The organism is Agrobacterium sp. AGB01, assembly GCF_014851585.1.
Lineage (GTDB): Bacteria > Pseudomonadota > Alphaproteobacteria > Rhizobiales > Rhizobiaceae > Agrobacterium.
This window is the reverse complement of the sequence record NZ_JACVAB010000004.1, coordinates 515731-536738: the sequence shown is the minus strand read 5'-3', so window position 1 is coordinate 536738 and position 21008 is coordinate 515731. Positions and strand designations below refer to the sequence as shown.

At 55.8% G+C, this 21008-nt stretch carries 15 protein-coding genes; 13 read left to right on the top strand and 2 right to left on the bottom strand.

Translation table 11 applies throughout. From position 1 onward, the window contains the following. The 5 genes from IB237_RS17210 to IB237_RS17190 all read left to right on the top strand — a co-directional run. A partial coding sequence (locus IB237_RS17210; protein WP_192489899.1) for a hypothetical protein occupies positions 1–310 on the top strand: 310 nt, incomplete at its 5' end. Continuing rightward, complete coding sequence (locus IB237_RS17205) at positions 307–2142, top strand: Ig-like domain-containing protein (RefSeq protein ID WP_192489898.1); 1836 nt, start codon at positions 307–309, stop codon at positions 2140–2142. The genes IB237_RS17210 and IB237_RS17205, both read left to right, overlap by 4 nt. A 58-nt stretch (positions 2143–2200) precedes the next feature. Then, positions 2201–4453, top strand: coding sequence for a type I secretion system permease/ATPase (locus IB237_RS17200; protein ID WP_192489897.1), 2253 nt, complete (start codon positions 2201–2203; stop codon positions 4451–4453). Then, on the top strand, positions 4454–5656 hold the full coding sequence (locus tag IB237_RS17195; RefSeq protein ID WP_192489896.1) for an HlyD family efflux transporter periplasmic adaptor subunit: 1203 nt from the start codon (positions 4454–4456) through the stop codon (positions 5654–5656). Then, on the top strand, positions 5646–8819 hold the full coding sequence (locus IB237_RS17190) for a Mur ligase family protein (protein WP_371815342.1): 3174 nt from the start codon (positions 5646–5648) through the stop codon (positions 8817–8819). The genes IB237_RS17195 and IB237_RS17190 overlap by 11 nt, the downstream gene beginning before the upstream one ends. Before the next feature lie 25 nt (positions 8820–8844). Here the strand turns inward: IB237_RS17190 and IB237_RS17185 are convergent, their stop codons facing one another. Further along, positions 8845–9891 (bottom strand): S9 family peptidase, encoded by a 1047-nt coding sequence (locus tag IB237_RS17185; RefSeq protein WP_192489895.1) that lies wholly within the window; start codon positions 9889–9891, stop codon positions 8845–8847. 254 nt (positions 9892–10145) lie between these two features. Here IB237_RS17185 and IB237_RS17180 point away from each other — a divergent pair, with 254 nt between their 5' ends. Further along, on the top strand, positions 10146–11768 hold the full coding sequence (locus tag IB237_RS17180) for an ABC-F family ATP-binding cassette domain-containing protein (RefSeq protein ID WP_192489894.1): 1623 nt from the start codon (positions 10146–10148) through the stop codon (positions 11766–11768). A gap of 42 nt (positions 11769–11810) precedes the next feature. Here the strand turns inward: IB237_RS17180 and IB237_RS17175 are convergent, their stop codons facing one another. Next, positions 11811–12704, bottom strand: a complete 894-nt coding sequence (locus IB237_RS17175) for a LysR substrate-binding domain-containing protein (RefSeq protein WP_192489893.1) — start codon at positions 12702–12704, stop codon at positions 11811–11813. Between the two features lie 133 nt (positions 12705–12837). Between IB237_RS17175 and IB237_RS17170 the strand changes: the two genes are divergently transcribed. Genes IB237_RS17170 through IB237_RS17140 form a run of 7 tightly spaced genes read left to right on the top strand, consistent with a single transcriptional unit; the run spans position 12838 to position 21000 of the window. Then, entirely contained in the window at positions 12838–14388 is a 1551-nt protein-coding gene (locus IB237_RS17170) for an ABC transporter substrate-binding protein (RefSeq protein ID WP_192489892.1), read from the top strand. Positions 14389–14411: 23 nt separating this feature from the next. Further along, entirely contained in the window at positions 14412–15293 is an 882-nt protein-coding gene (locus IB237_RS17165; RefSeq protein ID WP_192489891.1) for a dihydrodipicolinate synthase family protein, read from the top strand. Positions 15294–15326: 33 nt separating this feature from the next. Further along, complete coding sequence (locus IB237_RS17160) at positions 15327–16286, top strand: nucleoside hydrolase (protein WP_192489890.1); 960 nt, start codon at positions 15327–15329, stop codon at positions 16284–16286. Then, positions 16283–17263: a nucleoside hydrolase gene (locus tag IB237_RS17155; protein ID WP_192489889.1), complete on the top strand. Its 981-nt coding sequence runs from the start codon at positions 16283–16285 to the stop codon at positions 17261–17263. The genes IB237_RS17160 and IB237_RS17155 overlap by 4 nt, the downstream gene beginning before the upstream one ends. Further along, on the top strand, positions 17260–18234 hold the full coding sequence (locus IB237_RS17150) for an ABC transporter permease (RefSeq protein WP_192489888.1): 975 nt from the start codon (positions 17260–17262) through the stop codon (positions 18232–18234). The genes IB237_RS17155 and IB237_RS17150 overlap by 4 nt, the downstream gene beginning before the upstream one ends. Further along, complete coding sequence (locus tag IB237_RS17145; protein ID WP_192489887.1) at positions 18234–19172, top strand: ABC transporter permease; 939 nt, start codon at positions 18234–18236, stop codon at positions 19170–19172. Before IB237_RS17150 ends, IB237_RS17145 begins: the two co-directional genes overlap by 1 nt. A gap of 4 nt (positions 19173–19176) precedes the next feature. Then, a complete protein-coding gene (locus tag IB237_RS17140; RefSeq protein ID WP_192489886.1) occupies positions 19177–21000 on the top strand; it encodes an ABC transporter ATP-binding protein in 1824 nt (607 codons plus the stop codon). Positions 21001–21008: the final 8 nt, after the last annotated feature.

The window sequence follows — 21008 nt, the reverse complement described above, 5'->3', positions numbered from 1 at the left end:
GATGCTGATGCCGATGCTGATGCCGATGCTGATGCTGATGCTGATGCCGATGCTGATGCTGATGCTGATGCCGATGCTGATGCTGATGCTGATGCCGATGCTGATGCTGATGCTGATGCCGATGCTGATGCCGATGCTGATGCCGATGCTGATGCCGATGCTGATGCTGATGCCGATGCTGATGCCGATGCTGATGCCGACGCCGATGCTGATGCCGATGCTGATGCCGACGCCGATGCTGATGCTGACGCTGATGCTGATGCTGACGCAGATCTCGAGCCTACCAATGACGTGGCATCAGCCGGCGTGACAATTCTGCCAACAGTGACTGAAGATGTACCGCTGGGCGACGCAGGTTATCTTGCTCTCGTCAACCTCCTCAATATCGACCTGCAGGTCATAGCTGATGCAATCGAGTTTGAGGTCGATACTGGTCACACACAGGATCTACAATTTGACTTCAGCGGAATCCTCACTGTCGGCGTGCTCGGAAACTACAATCTCGTTTTGCAAAAATGGGATGCGGCAACTCAGCAGTGGACTGGCATTGATGGCCAAGGTGAAGCGACACCACTGTCCCTGTCTCTTCTGGGAGGGACAAGCGGAACCGTTACCGGGCTTGAACCCGGCGAATACCGCGCCTTTATGGGGTATAATGATGGTACTCTGCTCGGCGTTGGCGTCGGCGGTACTTTGACGCTGAACGCGACAGATTATGACTTCACCGAAATTGCCGGATATGAAGCTGTTCCGGCAATTGGCAATGTCCTTATCAACGACGATGTGCCAGCTGGCACGACGGTACAAAGTGTTGATGGTACAACGATTGATCCGGGCGGAACGACGATCCAGGGCGACTTTGGTCAATTGACCATTCTGCCGAACGGCGCGTTCACCTATACCCCAACCGCCAGCGGTGCGGGGATAGGTAAAGTTGACACGTTCGAGTACACGCTGGTCGATGCAGATGGAAAAACAGGCACTGCGACACTGAATGTCCAGATTGGCAGCGACAGTGTAACTCTGGCCTGGGATGGAGCCGATCCGAGCCAAGCAGCGACGCTTGAATTCTCCGCCACTGGTGATGATGCAAGTGCGTTGGTTGTCTGGGAAAACGTCACAAACGATGCTTTCTTCGACGATAGTGAAGACGTGCTAATCAGCCTTCTCCAGCCAACAACAACATATAACAGTCAAGCATTTGTCGTCACCGACAGCATGGATGTTTCCGGCACCATTGTTCTATCGGTAATCGCTGCGGCACTATCCAACGGCGAAATTGCTCTCCAAAGGGAGGTGAGCCCAGGAAACTGGCAGAACGTGCAGAGCGCACCCTTCAGCATCCTTGTTGGATTGCTTGGACCTATTGCCACAATTGATCTTTCGACAGTCGATTTTACTGCTGGAAGCTATCGAGTTCATGCAACGTTGTCAGGGGTTGGTGTCGGTGTTCAGACCTCCCTTACGACAAATGTCGATGTCACCTACACCGATCAGTTCGAAATCGGGAGCGCGACCGGTGATACAGGTAACCTGCTGACCAATGACGATTTGGGCTCGGCCTTCACGTCATTCCAGATCTTTGACGGAACGAGTTATGTCAAAGTGACCGGCGCTATGAACATAGTGGGAGATTATGGCACGCTTACCGTAAACTCTGACGGGAGTTATAGTTATGTGCCGGACCCGACCCTGACGCATTTCACTGATGTTCAGACGGATACATTTGAATATCAGTTGGTGCATCCTACAGGGCCTGTGGAACAATCATCTCTGGTTGTCACCGTCGAGCCATCTGGCGCTGGTGTTCCAGTCCAGACAATGATGATGTTTGTTGCAGACGATATTGGCGGGCTCGACCAAATCGATGCAACCCATGACGACAGTTCTTCCTCGCATGCCCACACGGACAGTCTCGATGATCTGTCACAGCTCATCGATGATAGTGGCGATGACCTGACAATTCCTCTTGAGGGACTGGATGTGCTGTCTGCCCCGGATGATTCGGATGCTGACCTGACCACCGTCGAAGAGCATGTGGACATGATCGATACTCCCGATCCGGCAGATTTGCCCGTTGATCCCCTCGGGCATCTCGCCACCGAAGACGACTGGAACTCTCATCCTTCACACGTAGTCTGAAAGAACTGAAGCGGCAGGTTGGCACCAACAGTCCACCTGCCGCGCAAGAGGAGCATTGATGTCTCTTTCCGATGTGCAAACGGAATCCCCCCCGGACACCAACGCGCCCGGCCTCGATATCGTGGGCTGGAATGAAGCTTTCCAATATGTGGCACGCCATTATGGCGTGCCTTTTTCCCCCGGTGCGGCCAAACAACTTATCGAGACGCTGCATAATAACGGGACACAAGAATGCCTGACCCGGATGGCAGGCAAAATGGGGCTGCGCATCAAACGGGCAGCACCGACCTCCAACCTGCTGACAAGCTGGCGACTGCCGACGATCCTGCAATTTGCGGATGGTGCAGTTGGCGTTGTCACGGCACTTTCTGCCAACCAAGAGGTTTCCGTTGTCTTCAGCGGCGATGGCGGTTGCGCCACGACCCTGCCTCTCGACATCGTTCTGTCGCATAGTGATTTTGCCGTTGTGGCACGCCCGCAACGCGGCACAGTGGATGAACGGGTCGACAGCTACATTGCCCCGCATCGCGAACACTGGTTCCGCACCATTGCTTTCAAGGACTTAGGGGCCTACAGCCATGTCATGCTGGCTTCTCTGGTTGCCAATGTTTTGGCATTGGCAGGCGTGATGTTTTCCATGCAGGTTTATGACCGGGTGGTGCCATCAAAGTCATTCAACACGCTTTATGTGCTGTTTATCGGCGTGCTCCTTGCCGCCCTGTTTGATTTCATCATGCGGCGGCTGCGCACCCGCATTATCGATATCGTCGGCAAACGGACTGACATGCGCATATCTGATCTTGTTTTCGGTCATGCTCTTCGCGTCAAGAACCAGGCTCGTCCGACATCGACAGGCACATTCATCGCCCAGTTGCGTGATCTGGAACAGGTTCGTGAACTTCTGACCTCGACGACGGTGGCCGCGGTCGCTGACCTGCCGTTCTTTTTGCTGTTCCTGTTCATTTTCTGGATGATCGGTGGACCACTGGTATTCATTCCGATAACAGCCCTGGTTCTCCTGTTGCTGCCGGGCCTTCTTGTCCAAGGCAAACTACGGGCGGCAGCCAATGAAGCCATGCGTGAATCCTCGCTGCGCAACGCCATGCTGGTCGAGGCGGTGCAGGGCATCGAAGATATCAAAACCCTGCAGGCCGAAGATCATTTCCAGCAACGCTGGAACCATTACAATGCAGTTTCGGCTGAAGGTCAGCTTCGTTTGCGCTCCATCACCAACGGTCTCGCCGCGTGGAGCCATTCTATCCAGACAGGAACATTTGCCGCCGTGGTTTTTGTCGGTGCACCGATCGTAATGGAGGGTGACATGACGACCGGCTCTTTGGTTGCCTGCTCCATTCTCGGCTCACGCATGATGGCGCCAATGGCGCAACTAACGCAAATCCTTGGCAGATTTCAGCAGGCACGGGTCGGCCTCAAAAGCATCGACGCCATCCTGCAAATGCCCTCTGACCATCCGGCAACCGAAACACGCGTCAGCGCACCAAATCTGCACGGGGCTTACCGGATCAAAGGCGCTGTCTTCCATTATGGTGCTGGAGCCGGAAAGCCAGCGCTTGTCATTGGCGATCTTGCCATTGCCGCTGGCGAGAAAGTCGCGGTGCTGGGCAAAAACGGTGTAGGAAAATCCACACTTCTGATGGCGATGTCCGCCATGATCGAACCGGCTGCCGGAGAAATCTTGCTGGACGATCTGGCACTGTCGCAAATCGATCCATCCGATGTCCGCCGCCATGTCGGCCTTCTGACGCAGGATACGAGGTTATTTCACGGTACTATCCGTGAAAATGTGACTTTGGGTGCCCTACATGCACCTGAAACTGCTTTGCTTGAGGTGTTGGCAATGACAGGCGCCGATGACTTCGTACGGAAGCTGCCGCGCGGGCTTGATCATCCTATCCTTGAAGGCGGCCGGGGTCTTTCCGGTGGTCAAAAGCAGGCTTTGCTGCTGGCGCGCCTGCTCATTCGCGATCCCGCCGTCGTGCTCCTTGATGAACCAACGGCGGCAATGGATGAGGCGACGGAACGTCAGTTCATTGCGCGCTTCCAGACCTGGAGTGCAGGACGAACAGTGGTCGTTGCCACCCACCGCATGCGTGTCCTTGACCTGGTCCAGCGCATTGTGGTGGTTGAGGGTGGTCAGGTTGCACTCGATGGCAGCAAGGAAGAGGTTCTCAACACTTTGCGCGGCGTAACCAAGGTGGTTCCCCCGAAGGACAGTCGTACCAAGACTACCGGTAGCGTTGGCAGCAACGCAGTTGCAGGTTTTCCACTCAAGACCGTCAAGGAGGCATGAATGGCGACAATCGGCGACCGCGATTTTTCCGGTCAAGGTGGATGGGCTTTTGGTGACGATGACGGACGAAAACTGAGCCGTTCGACCCGGGTGGTACAGATTTTTGTTCTCCTGCTGATCGCCATGTTGGTCTGGGCCTATTTCGCAACGCTGGATGAGGTTTCCAGCGGTGACGGCCGCGTGGTTCCAACCAGCCGCGAGCAGGTCATCCAGTCGCTGGAGGGCGGCATTCTCGCAAAGCTGCTTGTGCGGGAGGACCAGGTGGTTGAACCTGGGCAAATCCTCGCACAGCTCGACCCCACCAGAAGTGAATCGGATGTAGAAGAAACCGCTGCAAAATATCGCGCCGCGCTGGCGGCATCCGCCCGTCTTGAAGCCGAAGTCAACGGCACGGCACTTGCCTTTTCACCGGCATTGGACGCTTACCCTTCACTGATTGCCGCCGAGACCGAACTTTACAATGCGCGTAGCCAGTCGCTCGAGCAGTCCCTGCATTGGGTTGAAGAATCGCTTGAGCTGGTGCGCAGTGAGCTGAAGCTTAACGAAGAACTGCGGGTCGTGGGGGCGGCAAGCAACGTGGAAGTTATCCGTCTGCGTAGGCAGATCGTTGAACTGGAGCTCAAGAAGGTCGAGGTCAGATCAGAATATCTTGTGCGCGCACGTGAGGAACTGGCCAAGATGAATGGCGAGGTGAATTCGCTCTCACCTGTCGTGGCCGGTCGGACCGACAGTCTTTCTCGCCTGACCCGTCGTTCTCCAGTACGGGGTATCGTCAAGAATATCGAGGTTTCGACGATTGGTGGTGTGATACCGCCTAACGGCAAGCTGATGGATATCATTCCGCTGGGCGACGAGCTTCTTGTTGAAGCCCGTATTTCGCCACGTGACATTGCCTACATCCACCCCGGTCAGCGCGCGAGCGTGAAGGTCAGTGCGTATGATTACGCGATTTATGGCAGTCTCGACGGGCAGGTAACCACCATTTCGCCCGACACCATCCAGGACGAGGTTGATCGCACGATTTATTATTACCGCGTCTTCATCAAGACCGAAAAAGATGCACTGGTGAATGCCGACGGCCGGGAACTTCCGATCGTGCCGGGTATGGTCGCAACTGTCGACATTCATACCGGGGCAAAGACCGTGCTGGAATATCTTATCAAACCTTTCAACAAGGCTCGGGAGGCGCTGCGTGAACGTTGATATAGAGGCGGTATTGCCCATAACGCCGCAGGATATGACAGAGCGGCTTTCCAGCATCAGGTCTTATTTACGCGGCCGAATTCACCCGCTAAAAAGACCGTTTCCGGCTGTGACCCTGTTTTTTTCCGTTTCGGATGGTGACAAAAGGGCGCGCGTGATCAATGCCTCCGGGCCATCGCTGGAATCGGCATGGCAAAAAGGCGTTGAGCAGCTTTTGACCGTCATGAAGGCGAATGGCATAAAAGGACGTTGGCTTCGTGTGGACTGGGTTAATGTTGCAGAGGCATCAACCTGGTCACGATTGAAAGCATTGCTTGATCAGGTCAAGCGCAACTATTTTCGCTTTGGTATCGCACTTGATACGGATTTGCGATTTGCGTTCACGGAACAGGAATTGAACGCGAACGCGATGCTTTACGGTGGCAACACCATTGACCATGCCATACTCAATGAGAAAAATTTCAGTCTCTATGCCCGTACACGGTATCACGTACTCCCCGAACTGCGTTTTGCGGATGACCAGTCTGTCTATCTTTTCCAGACGAAGGGTATCTTCTGCGATGAGGCCGGCAGGCTGCACCAGTTGGACGGCACCGGCCTTCAGGCAGGACGACGTACGTTTGAAAAGATTGATGGCGGCATAGCACTGTCGCTGATCCGTGATTCATCGACCTATCTAGCTGGACAGGTCAAGCCGGATGGTTCCTTTGTTTATGGATATCACGCCTGCTTTGATCGGCGGATTGAGGCTTACAATGCGCTGCGCCACGCCAGCACGACCTATGCGATGATAGAGGCCTGGGAAGTGACTCGTGACCCAAGGCTCAAGGATGCGATCGACCGTGCCCTGACATATCTGGCGCAAATGCTGATAAAACCTGCTGTCCTTCCCGATGGGTCTGACGCTGCCTTTCTCGTTGAGGCCGACGGTGAGATCAAGCTGGGCGGCAACGCCGTCGCGATACTGGCATTTGTGAAATACATGACAGTCATGGGCAATCATGACTGGCGGGAATTGGCGGAGGGGCTGGCGCTTGGCATTCGCCACATGCAGAACGCCAAGACTGGTGCATTTGTCCATGTGTTGAATTTCCCGGATTTGACCATCAAGCAGCGGTATCGCACCATCTATTACGACGGTGAGGCTGCTTTTGGATTGATGCGTCTTCATGCTTTGACTGGAGACACAGTCTGGCTGGCGACGGTGGAGAAGGCTTTTGAACACTTCATAGCCAAGGAGCACTGGAAACATCACGATCATTGGCTTGGTTACTGCGTCAATGAATTGACCCGCTATAAGCCGGAAGAGCGGTATTTTCGTTTCGCCATCCGCAACATTGCCGGTTATCTCGGCTTTGTTGAAAACCGCATCACCACCTTTCCGACACTGCTGGAATTGATGATGGCGGCGCGGCAAACCTTGTCACGCATCGCGGCGGAGCCACAGTTGCAGCGGTTGCTTGGCGATATCGATTTGGTGCATTTCGAGCGGGCGCTTGAAAAACGGGCGCAGCACCTGCTCAATGGGCATTTCTGGCCAGAAATGGCGATGTATTACGCTAATCCCAACCGCATTTCCGGCTCGTTCTTCATCCGCCATCACGCTTTCCGGGTGCGAATTGATGATGTGGAGCATTACCTCTCCGGCTTTGTCGCCTATCGCAGCTACCTGCGGGAGCGGGCAGCCTTTCGTGAAATGGTTCGCCAATCTGCAGCAGCAAAACGTTGCTCTTTACCCGTTCTGGAAGCGTCCAAGGTCCCGCTTCCCGATGGGCAGTGGACCGCTGCTCATGTCGAGGCCGCAACCGGTGGCCGGTGGCTTCGTCAACCGCCTGAGGGCTGGACGGCCAGTGGACTTTGTATCTTCGCGCCAGCGATGCGACCGGGTGCACTTGTTCTGGTCCGCAGCGCAGATGGAGAGACGGGCGTCGCCGTTTCCAATCTTCATGGCCTACCGTCCCCGGCGGGTCTCATCACGACGGATGCTACACTGACAAAGATTTATCCGGGTCCGGTCCTGCATGTGGAGGATGGTACGCGTGCAATCCTTGATATGGGCGATTATGCGCGCCGTCAGATGACAGGCAATGTGCTTGGTGTAACCGGCAGTGCTGGCAAGACAACTGTCGTTGCCATGCTTGCACATGCCCTCTCGGCCTGGGGCGATGTTGGCAAAAGTCATCACAATGCCAATCTGCCTGCCGGGGTTGGCTGGAATCTGGCCTCCATGGCCTGGAACACGCCACATGTGGTTCTGGAACTGGCGGTTGGAAAAATGCCAGTAAGCGCCCGCATGGCGCGGCCACGGGTCGCCATTTTCACCAATGTTCTGCCGGCTCATTTGGGTCGGCATAGCACGGTTACCGATATTGCCAGAACAAAAAGCGGGATCTTTCTTGGCATGTATCCAGGCGACATCGCCGTGCTCAACCGGAACATGTTAGAATGGGATACGGTGCATGATGCGGCGCACAAACGCGGGCTCGATATCATGACCTACGGGACCACTGACGACTGCGCATTTCAACTGATCCGCTATAACGCCGCCGATGGTCTTACCCATGCCCGTATTGAGGGGCGTGAGATCAGCTATCGTGTCGGTGCGGTTGGCCAGCATATGGCCTTGAACAGTCTTGCCGTGCTGGCCGCAGTGGCGTCGCTCGGTCATCCGCTGCAACCGGCCATCGCGCAGCTGAAAAGCTTTGCGGCGCTGCCTGGTCGTGGCGAAGAGATTTGCCTGTCACTCGACGGTCGCCGACTGACGGTGATTGACGATGCCTATAATGCCAATCCCGGCTCGATGCGCGCGGCGCTGGATCGTTTGAATGAACACGGTGATGGCCGCCGCCGTGTGGCCGTGTTGGGCGAAATGGCAGAGCTGGGTCCCGGTGCTGCAAGCTATCACACCGAACTTGCCGTATCGCTGCGAGAGAGCGCAATCAATCAGGTCTATGTTGCCGGTGATCTCTACAGTGAGTTCTGGGACGAACTTTCCCCGGAACTGAAAGGTGCCTATGTGCATTCGCGGCAGGTTCTCAAGGACATTTTGCGGGAAAAACTGCAAGACGGAGACGTCGTGCTGGTCAAGGGCTCACATAGTGCCGGAATGCATGAACTGGTTGCCTGGCTGAAGAAAAGCGCTGACGACAGCGCCGCTGCCTGACGTCACATGCGTTGCTGATTGACCGCTATTTGAACTGTTCCAGATCCATCTTGTTTACGGCGCGGCGAATATCGACCTGCGATTGGCCCTGAGCCAGCAGTGCGGCTGCAAGGCGGCCGTACTGGGCGAGGAGGTGACGCTGGCGATCCGTGGCCTGAGCGTAAATATGGTGCGGCTCGAAACCAGCCGCGCGCAAACGTCTGACGTAATAAAGCTGACTGAAAAACGGCACGACCCGGTCTTCAGGGTCCGATATGATATAAATATCAGGCCGTGGTTCTGTCGTGATTTTGTCGATCTCCTCAATGGGATCGTAAAAGCCGGATGCATCATAGAGAAGCTTCCCGGGCAGTTTGCGGCGTCGTTCCCAGAAATCAGAAACCTGTTTCACGGACACCAGACCGGATGTGATGACGACAGACGAAACATCATCCCGTTTATTGAGAAGGCCGGCCACGATCTGCCCCCCGGCGGAATGACCATTTAAAATGAAAGATGAAACCTGGTGCCGTTGTTTGATCAGATCCAGCGCACGTCCCATCAGGGCGATTTCACGCGGTTGACGACGATTATTGTGATCACCGGACGAGCCGTAAATGCCAGGCCTCGCCATAAAGATCACCGGATGCCCGGCTTTTTGCGCCCATTGCGCCATATCGGTCGCAATGGTTGCCGGTGATTGCCGCATATAGGATTCGGTTATGAACCGAACCCCCTTGGCACTGCGCAACATCACGTCGCCGCCGAAATAAACCAGCACCTTCTGGTTCTCGCCATCCGCCAGCGCATGCGGATAATAACGAATGCAATCCCCTTGGCCATCGATCTCAACCCAAAGACCGTAGGGAACATCGCTGCAAGCTTTTTCCGTTGTGAAGGAGCCGTTGAGCGCCTCGGTCGGGTCAAAGCTTTGCTGGTCGTTAAAAACGGTCAGCTGGCGCGGTTTGGGTAATTCGAACGGTCCCAGACGCGGTGCATCCGCCAGCGCAGAATGCGATGCCCCGGGAATAGCCAGAGCCAGCAGAGCCCAGCGAATGATCCACCAGGCGAGTCTTGGTTGTTGCGTGTTCAATGACGTACTCCGCTCATGACTTCATTCGCTATGCTGATGACAATCGAGTTGAGTTTCTTCGCCATCACACCAGATACCGCCCGTCTCTTGCAAGCCTGTTTGTGCATGAAGCTTAACGTGGTGGTAACGGCGCCGGTCGCATCGCGGTCACGGTTAGACAGGAGCTGTCAAAATCCTTTCACAGCTGCAGGTGTGGTGTTTCTGCCGCGTCCATGCCATAGGGGTGCGCACAATTCAGAAGGCCATTCCGTTTCATGATCCGCATCGAAAATATCAGCAAGTCCGCCAGCCATCGTATCCTCTATATCGAAGCGTCTGCTGCGCTCAATCGCGGCGAGAAGATTGGTCTTGTTGGCCCGAACGGAGCAGGCAAAACGACGCTGTTTCGTATGATCACCGGTGAGGAACAGCCGGATGAAGGCCAGGTTGCTGTCGAAAAGGGCATGACGATCGGTTACTTCGATCAGGATGTCGGCGAAATGGCAGGCCGGTCCGTGGTTGCTGAGGTTATGGAGGGTGCTGGCCCTGTCAGCGTCATTGCAGCCGAACTGCGCGAACTTGAAGCGGCGATGTCCGATCCTGATCGCATGGATGAGATGGACGCGATTATCGAGCGCTACGGTGAAGTTCAGGCACGGTACGAAGAGCTGGACGGATATGCGCTGGAAGGGCGTGCCCGTGAAGTTCTGGCGGGCCTCAGCTTTTCGCAGGAAATGATGGATGGCGACGTCGGCAAATTGTCCGGTGGCTGGAAGATGCGCGTGGCGCTGGCCCGTATTCTGCTGATGCGCCCTGATGTGATGCTGCTCGACGAACCTTCAAACCATCTTGATATCGAAAGCCTGATCTGGCTGGAATCCTTCTTGAAGACCTATGAGGGTGCCCTTTTGATGACCTCGCACGATCGCGAGTTCATGAACCGCATCGTCAACAAGATCATCGAAATCGATGCGGGTTCGCTGAATACCTATTCGGGCGACTACACGTTTTATGAAGGCCAGCGCGAGCAGAACGAAAAACAGCAGCAGGCCCAGTTTGAGCGCCAGCAGGCGATGCTCGCCAAGGAAATCAAGTTTATCGAACGCTTTAAGGCGCGTGCGTCACACGCTTCGCAGGTGCAAAGCCGTGTGAAGAAGCTGGACAAGATCGACCGCGTGGAACCACCACGTCGTCGCCAATCGGTGGCGTTTGACTTCCTTCCCGCGCCCCGCTCGGGTGATGATGTTGTGAACCTGAAGGGTGTTCACAAGGCCTATGGCAGCCGTACTATCTACGAAGGGTTGGACTTCATGATCCGCCGCAAGGAGCGTTGGTGCATCATGGGCGTCAATGGTGCTGGTAAATCCACGTTGCTGAAGCTGGTGACCGGATCGACCGAGCCGGATCAGGGCGCGGTGAATTTGGGGGCTAGCGTCAAACTTGGTTATTTCGCGCAGCACTCTATGGATTTGCTTGAGGGTGAACTGACCATTCTGCAATGGTTGGAACAGAAGTTTCCAAAGGCCGGACAGGCTCCACTGCGGGCACTTTGCGGCTGTTTTGGTTTCTCTGGTGATGATGTGGAAAAGCGCTGCCGTATTCTTTCAGGTGGCGAAAAAGCCCGCCTTGTCATGGCGGCCATGCTGTTTGATCCTCCAAACTTCCTTGTTCTGGACGAACCGACCAACCACCTTGATCTCGATACCAAGGAAATGCTGATCAAGGCACTGGCTGCCTATGAAGGCACCATGCTGTTTGTTTCGCACGATCGCCGTTTTCTTGCTGCCCTGTCGAACCGCGTGCTGGAACTCACTGCCGATGGCATTCATCAATACGGCGGTGGTTATACGGAATATGTCGAGCGCACCGGCCATGAGGCGCCGGGCCTGAGCAGTTGATTCTTTTCAGCCCGGCGACCGCTCATTAAGAACCGGCGGGCGTTATTCGCCCTGCTGTTCCCGCAGCAGCGACTGAATTCTGTCGATGATGTCGTCCAGTACTGCGATGCGCCGCGCACCGGCGGGGCGTACTGCGAAATAGGACACTTCGATCTGCGGTTCAAATGGCCGGGACACTGTCTGCGATCCCGCGGATCGAAGGCTCGTTTCATCAACAATGCCGACGCCCATGCCTGCAGCTGCAAAATAGCAGCAATTCAGCATAGACGTTTCCATGGTACTGACCGGCTGCTGCTCTTCTCCGGAAAAGGCGCGGTCAAGGGCCAGTCGCAAGGGCGAATTACGTCCGGGCAAAAGGACGCGTTCATTGATGAGATCGGCTGGCGTTATGACTTCATGGGTGGCAAGGCGATGACCGGGCGCCATGGCTGCAACCGCATTGGTGCTGTGCAGCAGCATGGCATTTTTGTCAGCCATTCGTGGAGAGCCGAAAACGAGACCCAGATCGTAGCGGTTTTGCTCCACCATATCCCAGATATACCTGCTGTTTTCGACATCGATCACCAGCGGAATATCTAAGCGGTCGCCAATCACGTCGACAATGGCCTGATGCAGATAAGGCCGCACCAGTGATGTGACGCTGGCGATGCGCAGTACGGTGTTCTTGTGCAGGCGGATGTCGTCGGCTGCCTGGGCAATCTGATCAAGGCCGAGATAGAGGCGTTCCACTTCGCGGTAGAATTGGGTTGCCTCCGCCGTGGGCATCAAACGCGCGCCCACTCTCTCGAACAGCGTCATCTGCACAATGTCTTCGAGATCGCGGATCAACCGGCTGACAGCTGGCTGCGTCACATTCATGGCCTCTGCAGCGGCGGTGATGCCGCCAGTCATCATGACGCTGCGAAAGGCTTCGACCTGCCGTGGCTTCAATCGCAATGTATCACCCTCCCATAACATTTAGGCATGGACTATGTACCAAATGCAATTTTTCTTTTCTATGGGGAAGCATTAACGTTTGTTGATCGCGCAGGGAGAGTGTGCGCTGGAACACCTCGGAGGAGTCCTCATCATGAAGTTTACTGCTTTCGCAGCCGCATTGGCAGCGTCTGTTTTTGCCATGCCGCTCGCAAGTCAGGCGAAGGACCTTACCGTTGGTCTGTCCGCCTCGACCACGTCCATGGATCCGCAGTTCTACGTCGTCGGCCCTAACAGCGCGATGGCTCGCAACATTTTCGATGGTCTCGTCAATCAGGACGACAAACAGCAGATCCAGCCGGCTCTGGCTGTCTCCTGGCAAATCGTCGATGACACCACTTGGGAATTCAAGCTGCGCGAAGGCGTCAAATTTCACGACGGCAGTGATTTCACCGCCGAAGACGTGGTTGCCAGCATCAACCGTATTCCGCTTGCTTCGACCAACAGCCCAAGCTCATTTGCCGCCTACGTCAAGGCGATCACCGAAGTGACAGCCGTCGACCCGCTGACGGTCCGCATCAAGACATCTGGCCCGACGCCGCTTTTGCTCAACAACCTCAGCCGCATTGCCATTCTGCCAGCAGAAATGGAAAAGGTGACGACGGGTGACATGAACACTGGCAAGGGTGTTATCGGCACCGGTCCGTTCAAGTTCGTTTCATGGTCGCCGGACGACAATGTCGTTGTTGCGCGCAATGACGACTATTGGGGTGAAAAGGCCGCCTGGGACAAGGTTACCTTCCGCGTCTTCAAGAACCCGAGTGCGCGTGTTGCCGCCATGCTGTCTGGCGATGTCGACATGATCGAAAACATTCCGACCGCAGATACCCGCCGTCTGGAAGCTTCCGACAAGATGAAGGTCGTCAACATCGCTGGCAACCGCATCATGTATCTGCATATGGATCAGGATCGCGAAGAATCGCCATTTGCCAAAGGTCCTGATGGCAAGAACCCGTTGTTGAATGCCGATGTTCGCCGCGCCCTGTCGCTGTCGATCAATCGTGAAGCGCTGGTTGATCGCATCATGGACGGTCAGGGCGTACCTGCCGGTCAGGTCGTGCCAGAAGGTTATTTTGGTTATGATCCATCGATCAAGGTCGATGCCTATGATCCGACCAAGGCCAAGGAACTGTTGGCCAAGGCCGGTTATCCCGACGGCTTCTCGCTGACCTTCCATGCCTCGAATGACCGTTATCCGAACGACAGCAAGGTTGCGCAGGCAATCGGCCAGTTCTTCAGCCGCGTTGGCGTGAAGACTGAAGTTGCGACATTGCCGGGCAGCGTTTATTTCACGCGTGCTTCGAACCTTGAGTTTTCGTTCATCATGGGTGGCGCAGCGGTTGAAACCGGCGAAGCCTCTGGCGTTCTCGGTCCGATCCTTGAAACCTACGGCGAAAAAGCCGGTCAGGGAAATCGCGGTCGTTACTCCAACCCTGAATTTGACAAGGCTCTCAACGAAGCCCGCTCGACGCTCGATGATGCAAAGCGCGAGGAATTGTTGAAGAAGGCCACAGAAATCGCCATGACAGATCTTGGCGTTATTCCGGTCTTCTATCTTGCCAATACCTGGGCGGTGAAGAGCGGCATCAACTATGCCGGTCGTTCCGACGGTTACACGCTTCCGTACTACGTGAAGCCAAACTGATCGAAGAAAAGGAGGGGTCCACCATGTCTTTCAGCGGTGTATTTCCCTATCTCGTTTCGCCGGTCGATGCATCCGGCGCGGTGATGCAAGGTGTGCTGACGGATCTGGTGGATCACCTTATTAATGCGGGCGTGCATGGTCTTGCTCCACTCGGCAGCACAGGCGAATTTGCCTATCTCTCCCAAGAGCAGAGACGCTGCGTCGTCGATACGGTGATCTCGGCCAATCGTGGCCGGGTTCCCGTTGTCGCCGGCGTGGCGTCGACCTCGACCGCGGATGCCGTTGCGCAGACGGAATATATGGTCGAGGCGGGAGCCGACGGCATTCTGTCAATCCTCGAAGCCTATTTCCCAGTCAGTGACGAGGGTGTCGAGGCCTATTTCACCGCGATTGCCAAAGCGGCGAAGGGGCGGCCGGTGGTTTTGTACACCAATCCGCAGTTTCAGCGTTCCGATCTGTCGTTGCCGGTTATCGAGCGCTTGAGCAAAATCGACAATATCCGCTACATCAAGGATGCGTCCACCAATACCGGACGCCTGCTTTCCATCATCGAGCGGACCCGCGGCCGGATGGAGGTTTTTGCAGCCTCAGCGCACATTCCGACCTGCGTGATGATGATTGGCGGCGTTGGTTGGATGGCTGGTCCTGCCTGCATCGTGCCCAAACAAAGCATAGCACTTTACGATGCCGCCAAGGCTGGTGACTGGGCCCTGGCAATGGACCTCCAGCGCCCAATGTGGAAGGTCAACGAGATTTTTGCGAAATATTCGATCGCCGCCTGCATCAAGACGGCGCTTGATCTGCAGGGCTTTGCTGTCGGAGCGCCGATACACCCGCAAATGCCGTTGAACGATGCTGCACGAGCGGAAATCGCCGATGTGCTGCGCGATGTCGGCGCACTCTGAGTTTTTTGATCTCATACATTGAAGGCATTTAGAATGAAGCCGATTTCGATCATCGTCGATTGTGATCCCGGTATCGATGATACAATTGCGCTGTTGACCGCATTTGTGTCACCGGAAATCAGGATCCTTGGCATCACGCCGGTCTGTGGCAACCAGCCACTGGAGCGCACGGTGCGCAATGCCTTGCAGGTTTGCGAACTCGGAAACCGTACAGACATTCCGGTTTATGCTGGCTGTTTCCGGCCCATGCTGCGAGAGCCGATCCATGGCCAGTTCCATGGCAAGACAGGACTTGGCAATACTGTTTTGCCCGAGCCGGTCAAAAAGGCCGAAGACATGTCTGCCGTCGATTTCCTGATCGAAGCGTTGGGAAATGCCGCAGAAACGGGTGAGCGCGTTACGCTGTGCTGCCTCGGCCCCCTGACCAATGTTGCTGTGGCCCTGCGCATGAAGCCGCACATTGCTGACGGCATCGAGCGCATCGTCATGATGGGCGGTGCCTATCGTGAGCCGGGCAACCGTACAATGACGTCGGAGTTTAATGTTCTGGCCGATCCACATGCTGCGCATGTGGTGTTTTCCAGCGGCATTCCGCTTGTCGCTTTGTCACTTGATGCCACACATCAGGTGATGTTGAAGCCGGAACATGTGGCAGAATTCTCGCACGTCAGCGGCCGTATTTCTGAAACGCTGGCTGAACTGATGGCTTTCTGGGACCGCAACGACGTGCGCCGTTACGGCTCGCGCGGTGGCCCGCTACATGACCCGTTGGTCATGGCCTATATTCTTGCACCGCACCTGTTCGAGACCGAAAAGGCGCGCGTTTTCGTCGAATATGAAAGCGAACTCTGCATGGGCCAGACGATTGCTGACTGGTACGGCAAGAGTGGACTGGAGCCAAATGCCGATATCGTCACCAAGGTTGATGCAGACGGCGTAATTGCATTCTTCCTGGAACGTCTGTCGCGTTATGCTGAAAAGGTCGAAGCATGAAACCCCACAAGGTCATCATTGATGCGGATCCGGGCGTGGATGATGCCGCCGCCATCCTGATGGCGCTTGCCTCGCCGGAAATTGAGGTTTTGGGTCTGTCCATCGTTGCCGGCAACGTGCCGCTTCGCGATACGGTCATCAACGCGTGCAAGCTTGTCTCTTTGAGCGGACGCCGCGACGTGCCGGTTTATGCCGGCGCCAGCGGCCCACTGGTGCGCGAGCAGGTTTACGGCAAATATGCGCGTATCGGTTCGTTTGACGATAAACTGGTCAAGGCGGGCGATGTTGTCGTGGCGCAGGAAAGCGCCGTACAGTTCATCGTTCGCTCCGCGCGCGCAGCTGTGGCTGCCGGCGAGCAGATTACCATCTGTGCCATCGGACCAATGACCAACGTGGCATTGGCACTGGTACAGCATCCGGATGTTGCGCGCGGTATTCGCCACATCGTTTCGATGGGTGGCGCGTTTACTGCGCTCGGTCACCGCACACCCTGGGCGGAATTCAACATCTATGCTGATCCGCATGCGGCAGAGACCGTCTTCCAGTCTGGCGTGCCTGTTGTGCTGATGCCGCTCGATATGACGTTTCAGGCGTTGTTCACGACAGAGCATTTCGAGCGTTTTCGACAGGGCGGTGAAGCAGGTGCGGCGCTTTACAACCTGTTTTCCACATTCGATCGCAGCGATGAAAAACGTTTCGGTCGTCCTGGCGGACCTATCCATGATGCGACGACGATCGCCTGGTTGATCCGCCCAGAACTGTTCACCAGCCGTGAGGCTTTTATCGGCGTGCAGGTCACAGGCCTGACGATGGGTTATACCTATGCCGATTTTTACAACAAGCTGGACCGGCCGGCCAATGCCACTGTCGTCACCGATGTTGACGAAGCCGGGTTCATCGAATTGCTGATCGAGCGCATCGCCCGCCATGGCGGAGAAGCGCTCGACAGACGATTAACGGGAGGCTCACACGCATGAGCGGATATCTCTTAAGCCGGTCGCTTCAGACTGTGCTCACACTTTTTGTCATGTCGGTTCTGGTTTTCGCCGGACTTTATCTGGTTGGTAATCCGGTTGACGTGCTTTTGAGCCCGACTGCCACCCCCGCAGAACGTCTGCAGGTCATTCAGTCCTTTGGACTCGATAAGTCGGTCTGGGAACAATACTGGATTTTCCTGACGAACGCCCTGTCGGGCGATCTCGGTAACTCCTTCGTGTTCAACCAACCAGCGTTGACACTGATCATGAACCGTATGCCCGCGACGCTGGAACTGGCCTTTGTGGCACTTTTCATGGCTCTGGTCATTGGTATTCCGCTCGGCGTTTATGCCGGTCTGAAGCCGAAGGGCTTCATTTCCAAATCGATCATGACCTTCTCGATCCTCGGTTTCAGCCTGCCAACCTTCTGGATCGGTCTCGTGATGATCATGCTGTTCAGCGTTTATTATGGCTGGCTGCCGTCATCCGGTCGCGGAGACACGGTCAATGTGCTGGGAGTGCCGCTTTCCTTGTTCACATGGGATGGCCTGTCGCATCTTCTGCTGCCCGCATTCAATCTGGCTTTGTTCAAGATTTCGCTCGTCATCCGCCTGACCCGTGCAGGCGTGATGGAAACCATGCAGCTTGATTTTGTGCGATTTGCCCGCGCCAAGGGCTTGCCGGAGCGCCGTATCGTCACCGTACACGTATTGAAGAACACACTGATCCCGCTGATCACCGTCATCGGCCTCGAACTCGGTTCGCTGATTGCCTTTGCGGTTGTGACTGAAACCATTTTTGCATGGCCAGGCATGGGCAAGCTGATCATCGACGCTATCGGTGTGCTCGATCGCCCCGTCATCCTTGCCTATCTGATGATCACCGTAGTCATGTTCAGCGTCATCAACCTTTTGGTCGACATTCTCTATTCGATCGTCGATCCCCGTGTCCGTCTTGAGGGGAACTCGTGATGACCGACAACAACAATTCGACCGTTTCGGTCCACGCAGCTGCAAACAGTGGCGCGAAATCCGCCTCTCGCTCTCCGGCGCGCGAAGTGATCTCTGCTCTGCTGCATGACAAACTGGCGCTTGTTGGTCTGGTGCTGGTGACGATCTTCATTGTCGCTGCCATCTTCGCGCCACTGATTGCGCCGCAGAACCCATATGACCTGGCTCAACTCGATATTATGGATGGCCGCTTGCAACCAGGTTCGGAAAGCATGTCGGGCATGACCTATCTGCTTGGTACCGATACGCAGGGTCGTGACCTGTTCAGCGCCATTCTTTATGGCCTGCGCACCAGTATCCTCGTTGGTCTGTCCAGCGCGGCTATCGCACTTGTTATCGGCGCCTCGATCGGTCTTACCAGTGCCTATGTCGGTGGTCGCCTCGACTCCGTATTGATGCGCATCGTCGATATCCAGCTCAGCTTTCCGGCCATCCTGATTGCCCTCATCTTTCTGGCTATTCTCGGCCAGGGTGTCGACAAGATCATTCTGGCGCTGGTGGTGACACAGTGGGCATACTATGCCCGCACGATCCGTGGTTCCGCACTGGTTGAGCGCAAGCGCGCCTATGTCGATGCTGCCCGTTCAATGGCGCTGCCGGATCGCAGTATCCTATTTCGTCATATCCTGCCGAACTGCCTGCCGCCGCTGATTGTCGTTGCCACGATGCGTGTTGCCTATGCCATCATGCTCGAAGCGACGCTGTCGTTCCTTGGAATTGGCCTTCCGGTGACAGAACCATCGCTCGGTCTGCTGATTTCAAACGGCTTTGAATATCTGCTGTCTGGCGACTACTGGATCAGCTTCTTCCCGGGCATTGCCCTTCTGTTGCTCATCGTCGCGATCAACCTGATCGGCGACAGCCTGCGCGACATCCTCAATCCGCGTCGTGAGGGCTAAGATCATGACCAATAATATTCTGAATAACAGGCCTATTCTTTCAATCTCCAATCTCAACACGGCGTTTCGTGTGGGAGGTGAGTGGCGCAATGTGGTGCATGATGTCAGTTTCGATATCGCGCCCAAGGAAACCGTCGCCGTTGTGGGTGAGTCTGGCTCCGGCAAAAGCGTGACCGCCATGTCGATCATGCGGCTTTTGTCGCCCGGCAATTCTCGCGTCACCGGAAAAATCGAGTTCGAGGGGCAGGACCTGTTGTCCATCCCGCTCCAGAATATGCAGAAAATTCGCGGCAACCGCATTGGCATGATTTTTCAAGAGCCGATGACGTCGCTGAACCCGGTGTTGAAGATCGGTGAACAGATCACCGAGGTGCTGCGCCACCATCGCGGTATGTCAGAAACCCAGGCGCAGGCGGAAGCCGTGCGACTGCTGGAGAAGGTGCGTATTCCCTCGGCCAAGTCGCGCCTTAACGAATATCCGATGAACTTTTCAGGCGGTATGCGCCAGCGCGTCGTCATCGCGATTGCCCTTGCCTGCGATCCAAAGCTTTTGATCGCCGACGAACCGACAACGGCGCTGGATGTGACCATTCAGGCCCAGATTCTGGAGTTGATCAAGACCTTGCAGGATGAAGAGGGCATGTCGGTTCTTTTCATCACTCACGACATGGGGGTGGTTGCCGAGATTTCCGACCGCACAGTTGTGATGTATCGCGGTGAACAGGTCGAAACCGGCACCACGCACGATCTTTTTGCCAGGGCCAAGCATCCCTATACCCGTGCACTTTTGTCGGCCGTACCGCAACTCGGTTCGATGACTGGCAAAGATCGTCCGCTTCGCTTCCCGCATGTCGACATGGCAACCGGTGAAATTCAACCGGTCAAGCCAACCGAAGATACCGTCAAGCGCGACCAGCCGCCAATCCTCAAGGTCGACAATCTGGTCACCCGCTTTCCGGTCAAGCAGGGTTTCCTGCGCAAGACAATTGGTCGTATCCACGCGGTTGAAGGTGTTTCGCTGGAACTGCGCCAGGGCGAAACGCTGTCGTTGGTCGGTGAATCCGGTTGCGGCAAATCCACGACCGGCCGTTCGATCATCCGTCTGACTGACCCGGTGTCCGGTGAGGTGCAAATCGACGGCAAAAACGTTCTGAAGGCCGGGAAATCGGAACTGACAGACATCCGCCGTGAAGCCCAGATGATCTTTCAGGATCCATTTGAAAGCTTGAACCCGCGCATACGTGTCGGTCAGGCCATTGCTGAGCCGATCATAACCCACGGTCTGGTGCCCGCATCGCAAGCACGCCAACGGGTTGGTGAGCTTCTGGAGCGTGTCGGTCTTTCCGCTTCGATGGCAGACCGTTTTCCGCATGAGTTTTCCGGTGGTCAGCGCCAGCGTGTCTGTATTGCCCGTGCGCTTGCGCTTGAACCGAAGCTGTTGATTGCCGATGAATCCGTGTCGGCGCTTGATGTGTCGGTAAAAGCTCAGGTCATCAACCTGATGCTTGATCTGCAGGAAAAATATGGCCTCGGTTACCTGTTCATCAGCCACGACATGGCGGTTGTCGAGCGTATCAGCCACCGGGTTGCGGTCATGTATCTCGGCGAGATCGTTGAAATCGGGCCGCGTCAGGCCGTGTTCGAAAACCCGCAGCATGATTATACCAAACGCCTGATGGCGGCCGTGCCAATTGCTGATCCGTCGCGCCGGCAGACCCGCCGTATCTCCAATGATGAGATTAAAAGCCCGTTCCGCGCTGCCGATTACGTGCCGCCGAAACGCACTTACGAAGAAGCCGGCGAAGGCCACTTCGTTCAGGTCGCGTGAGGAAAAAC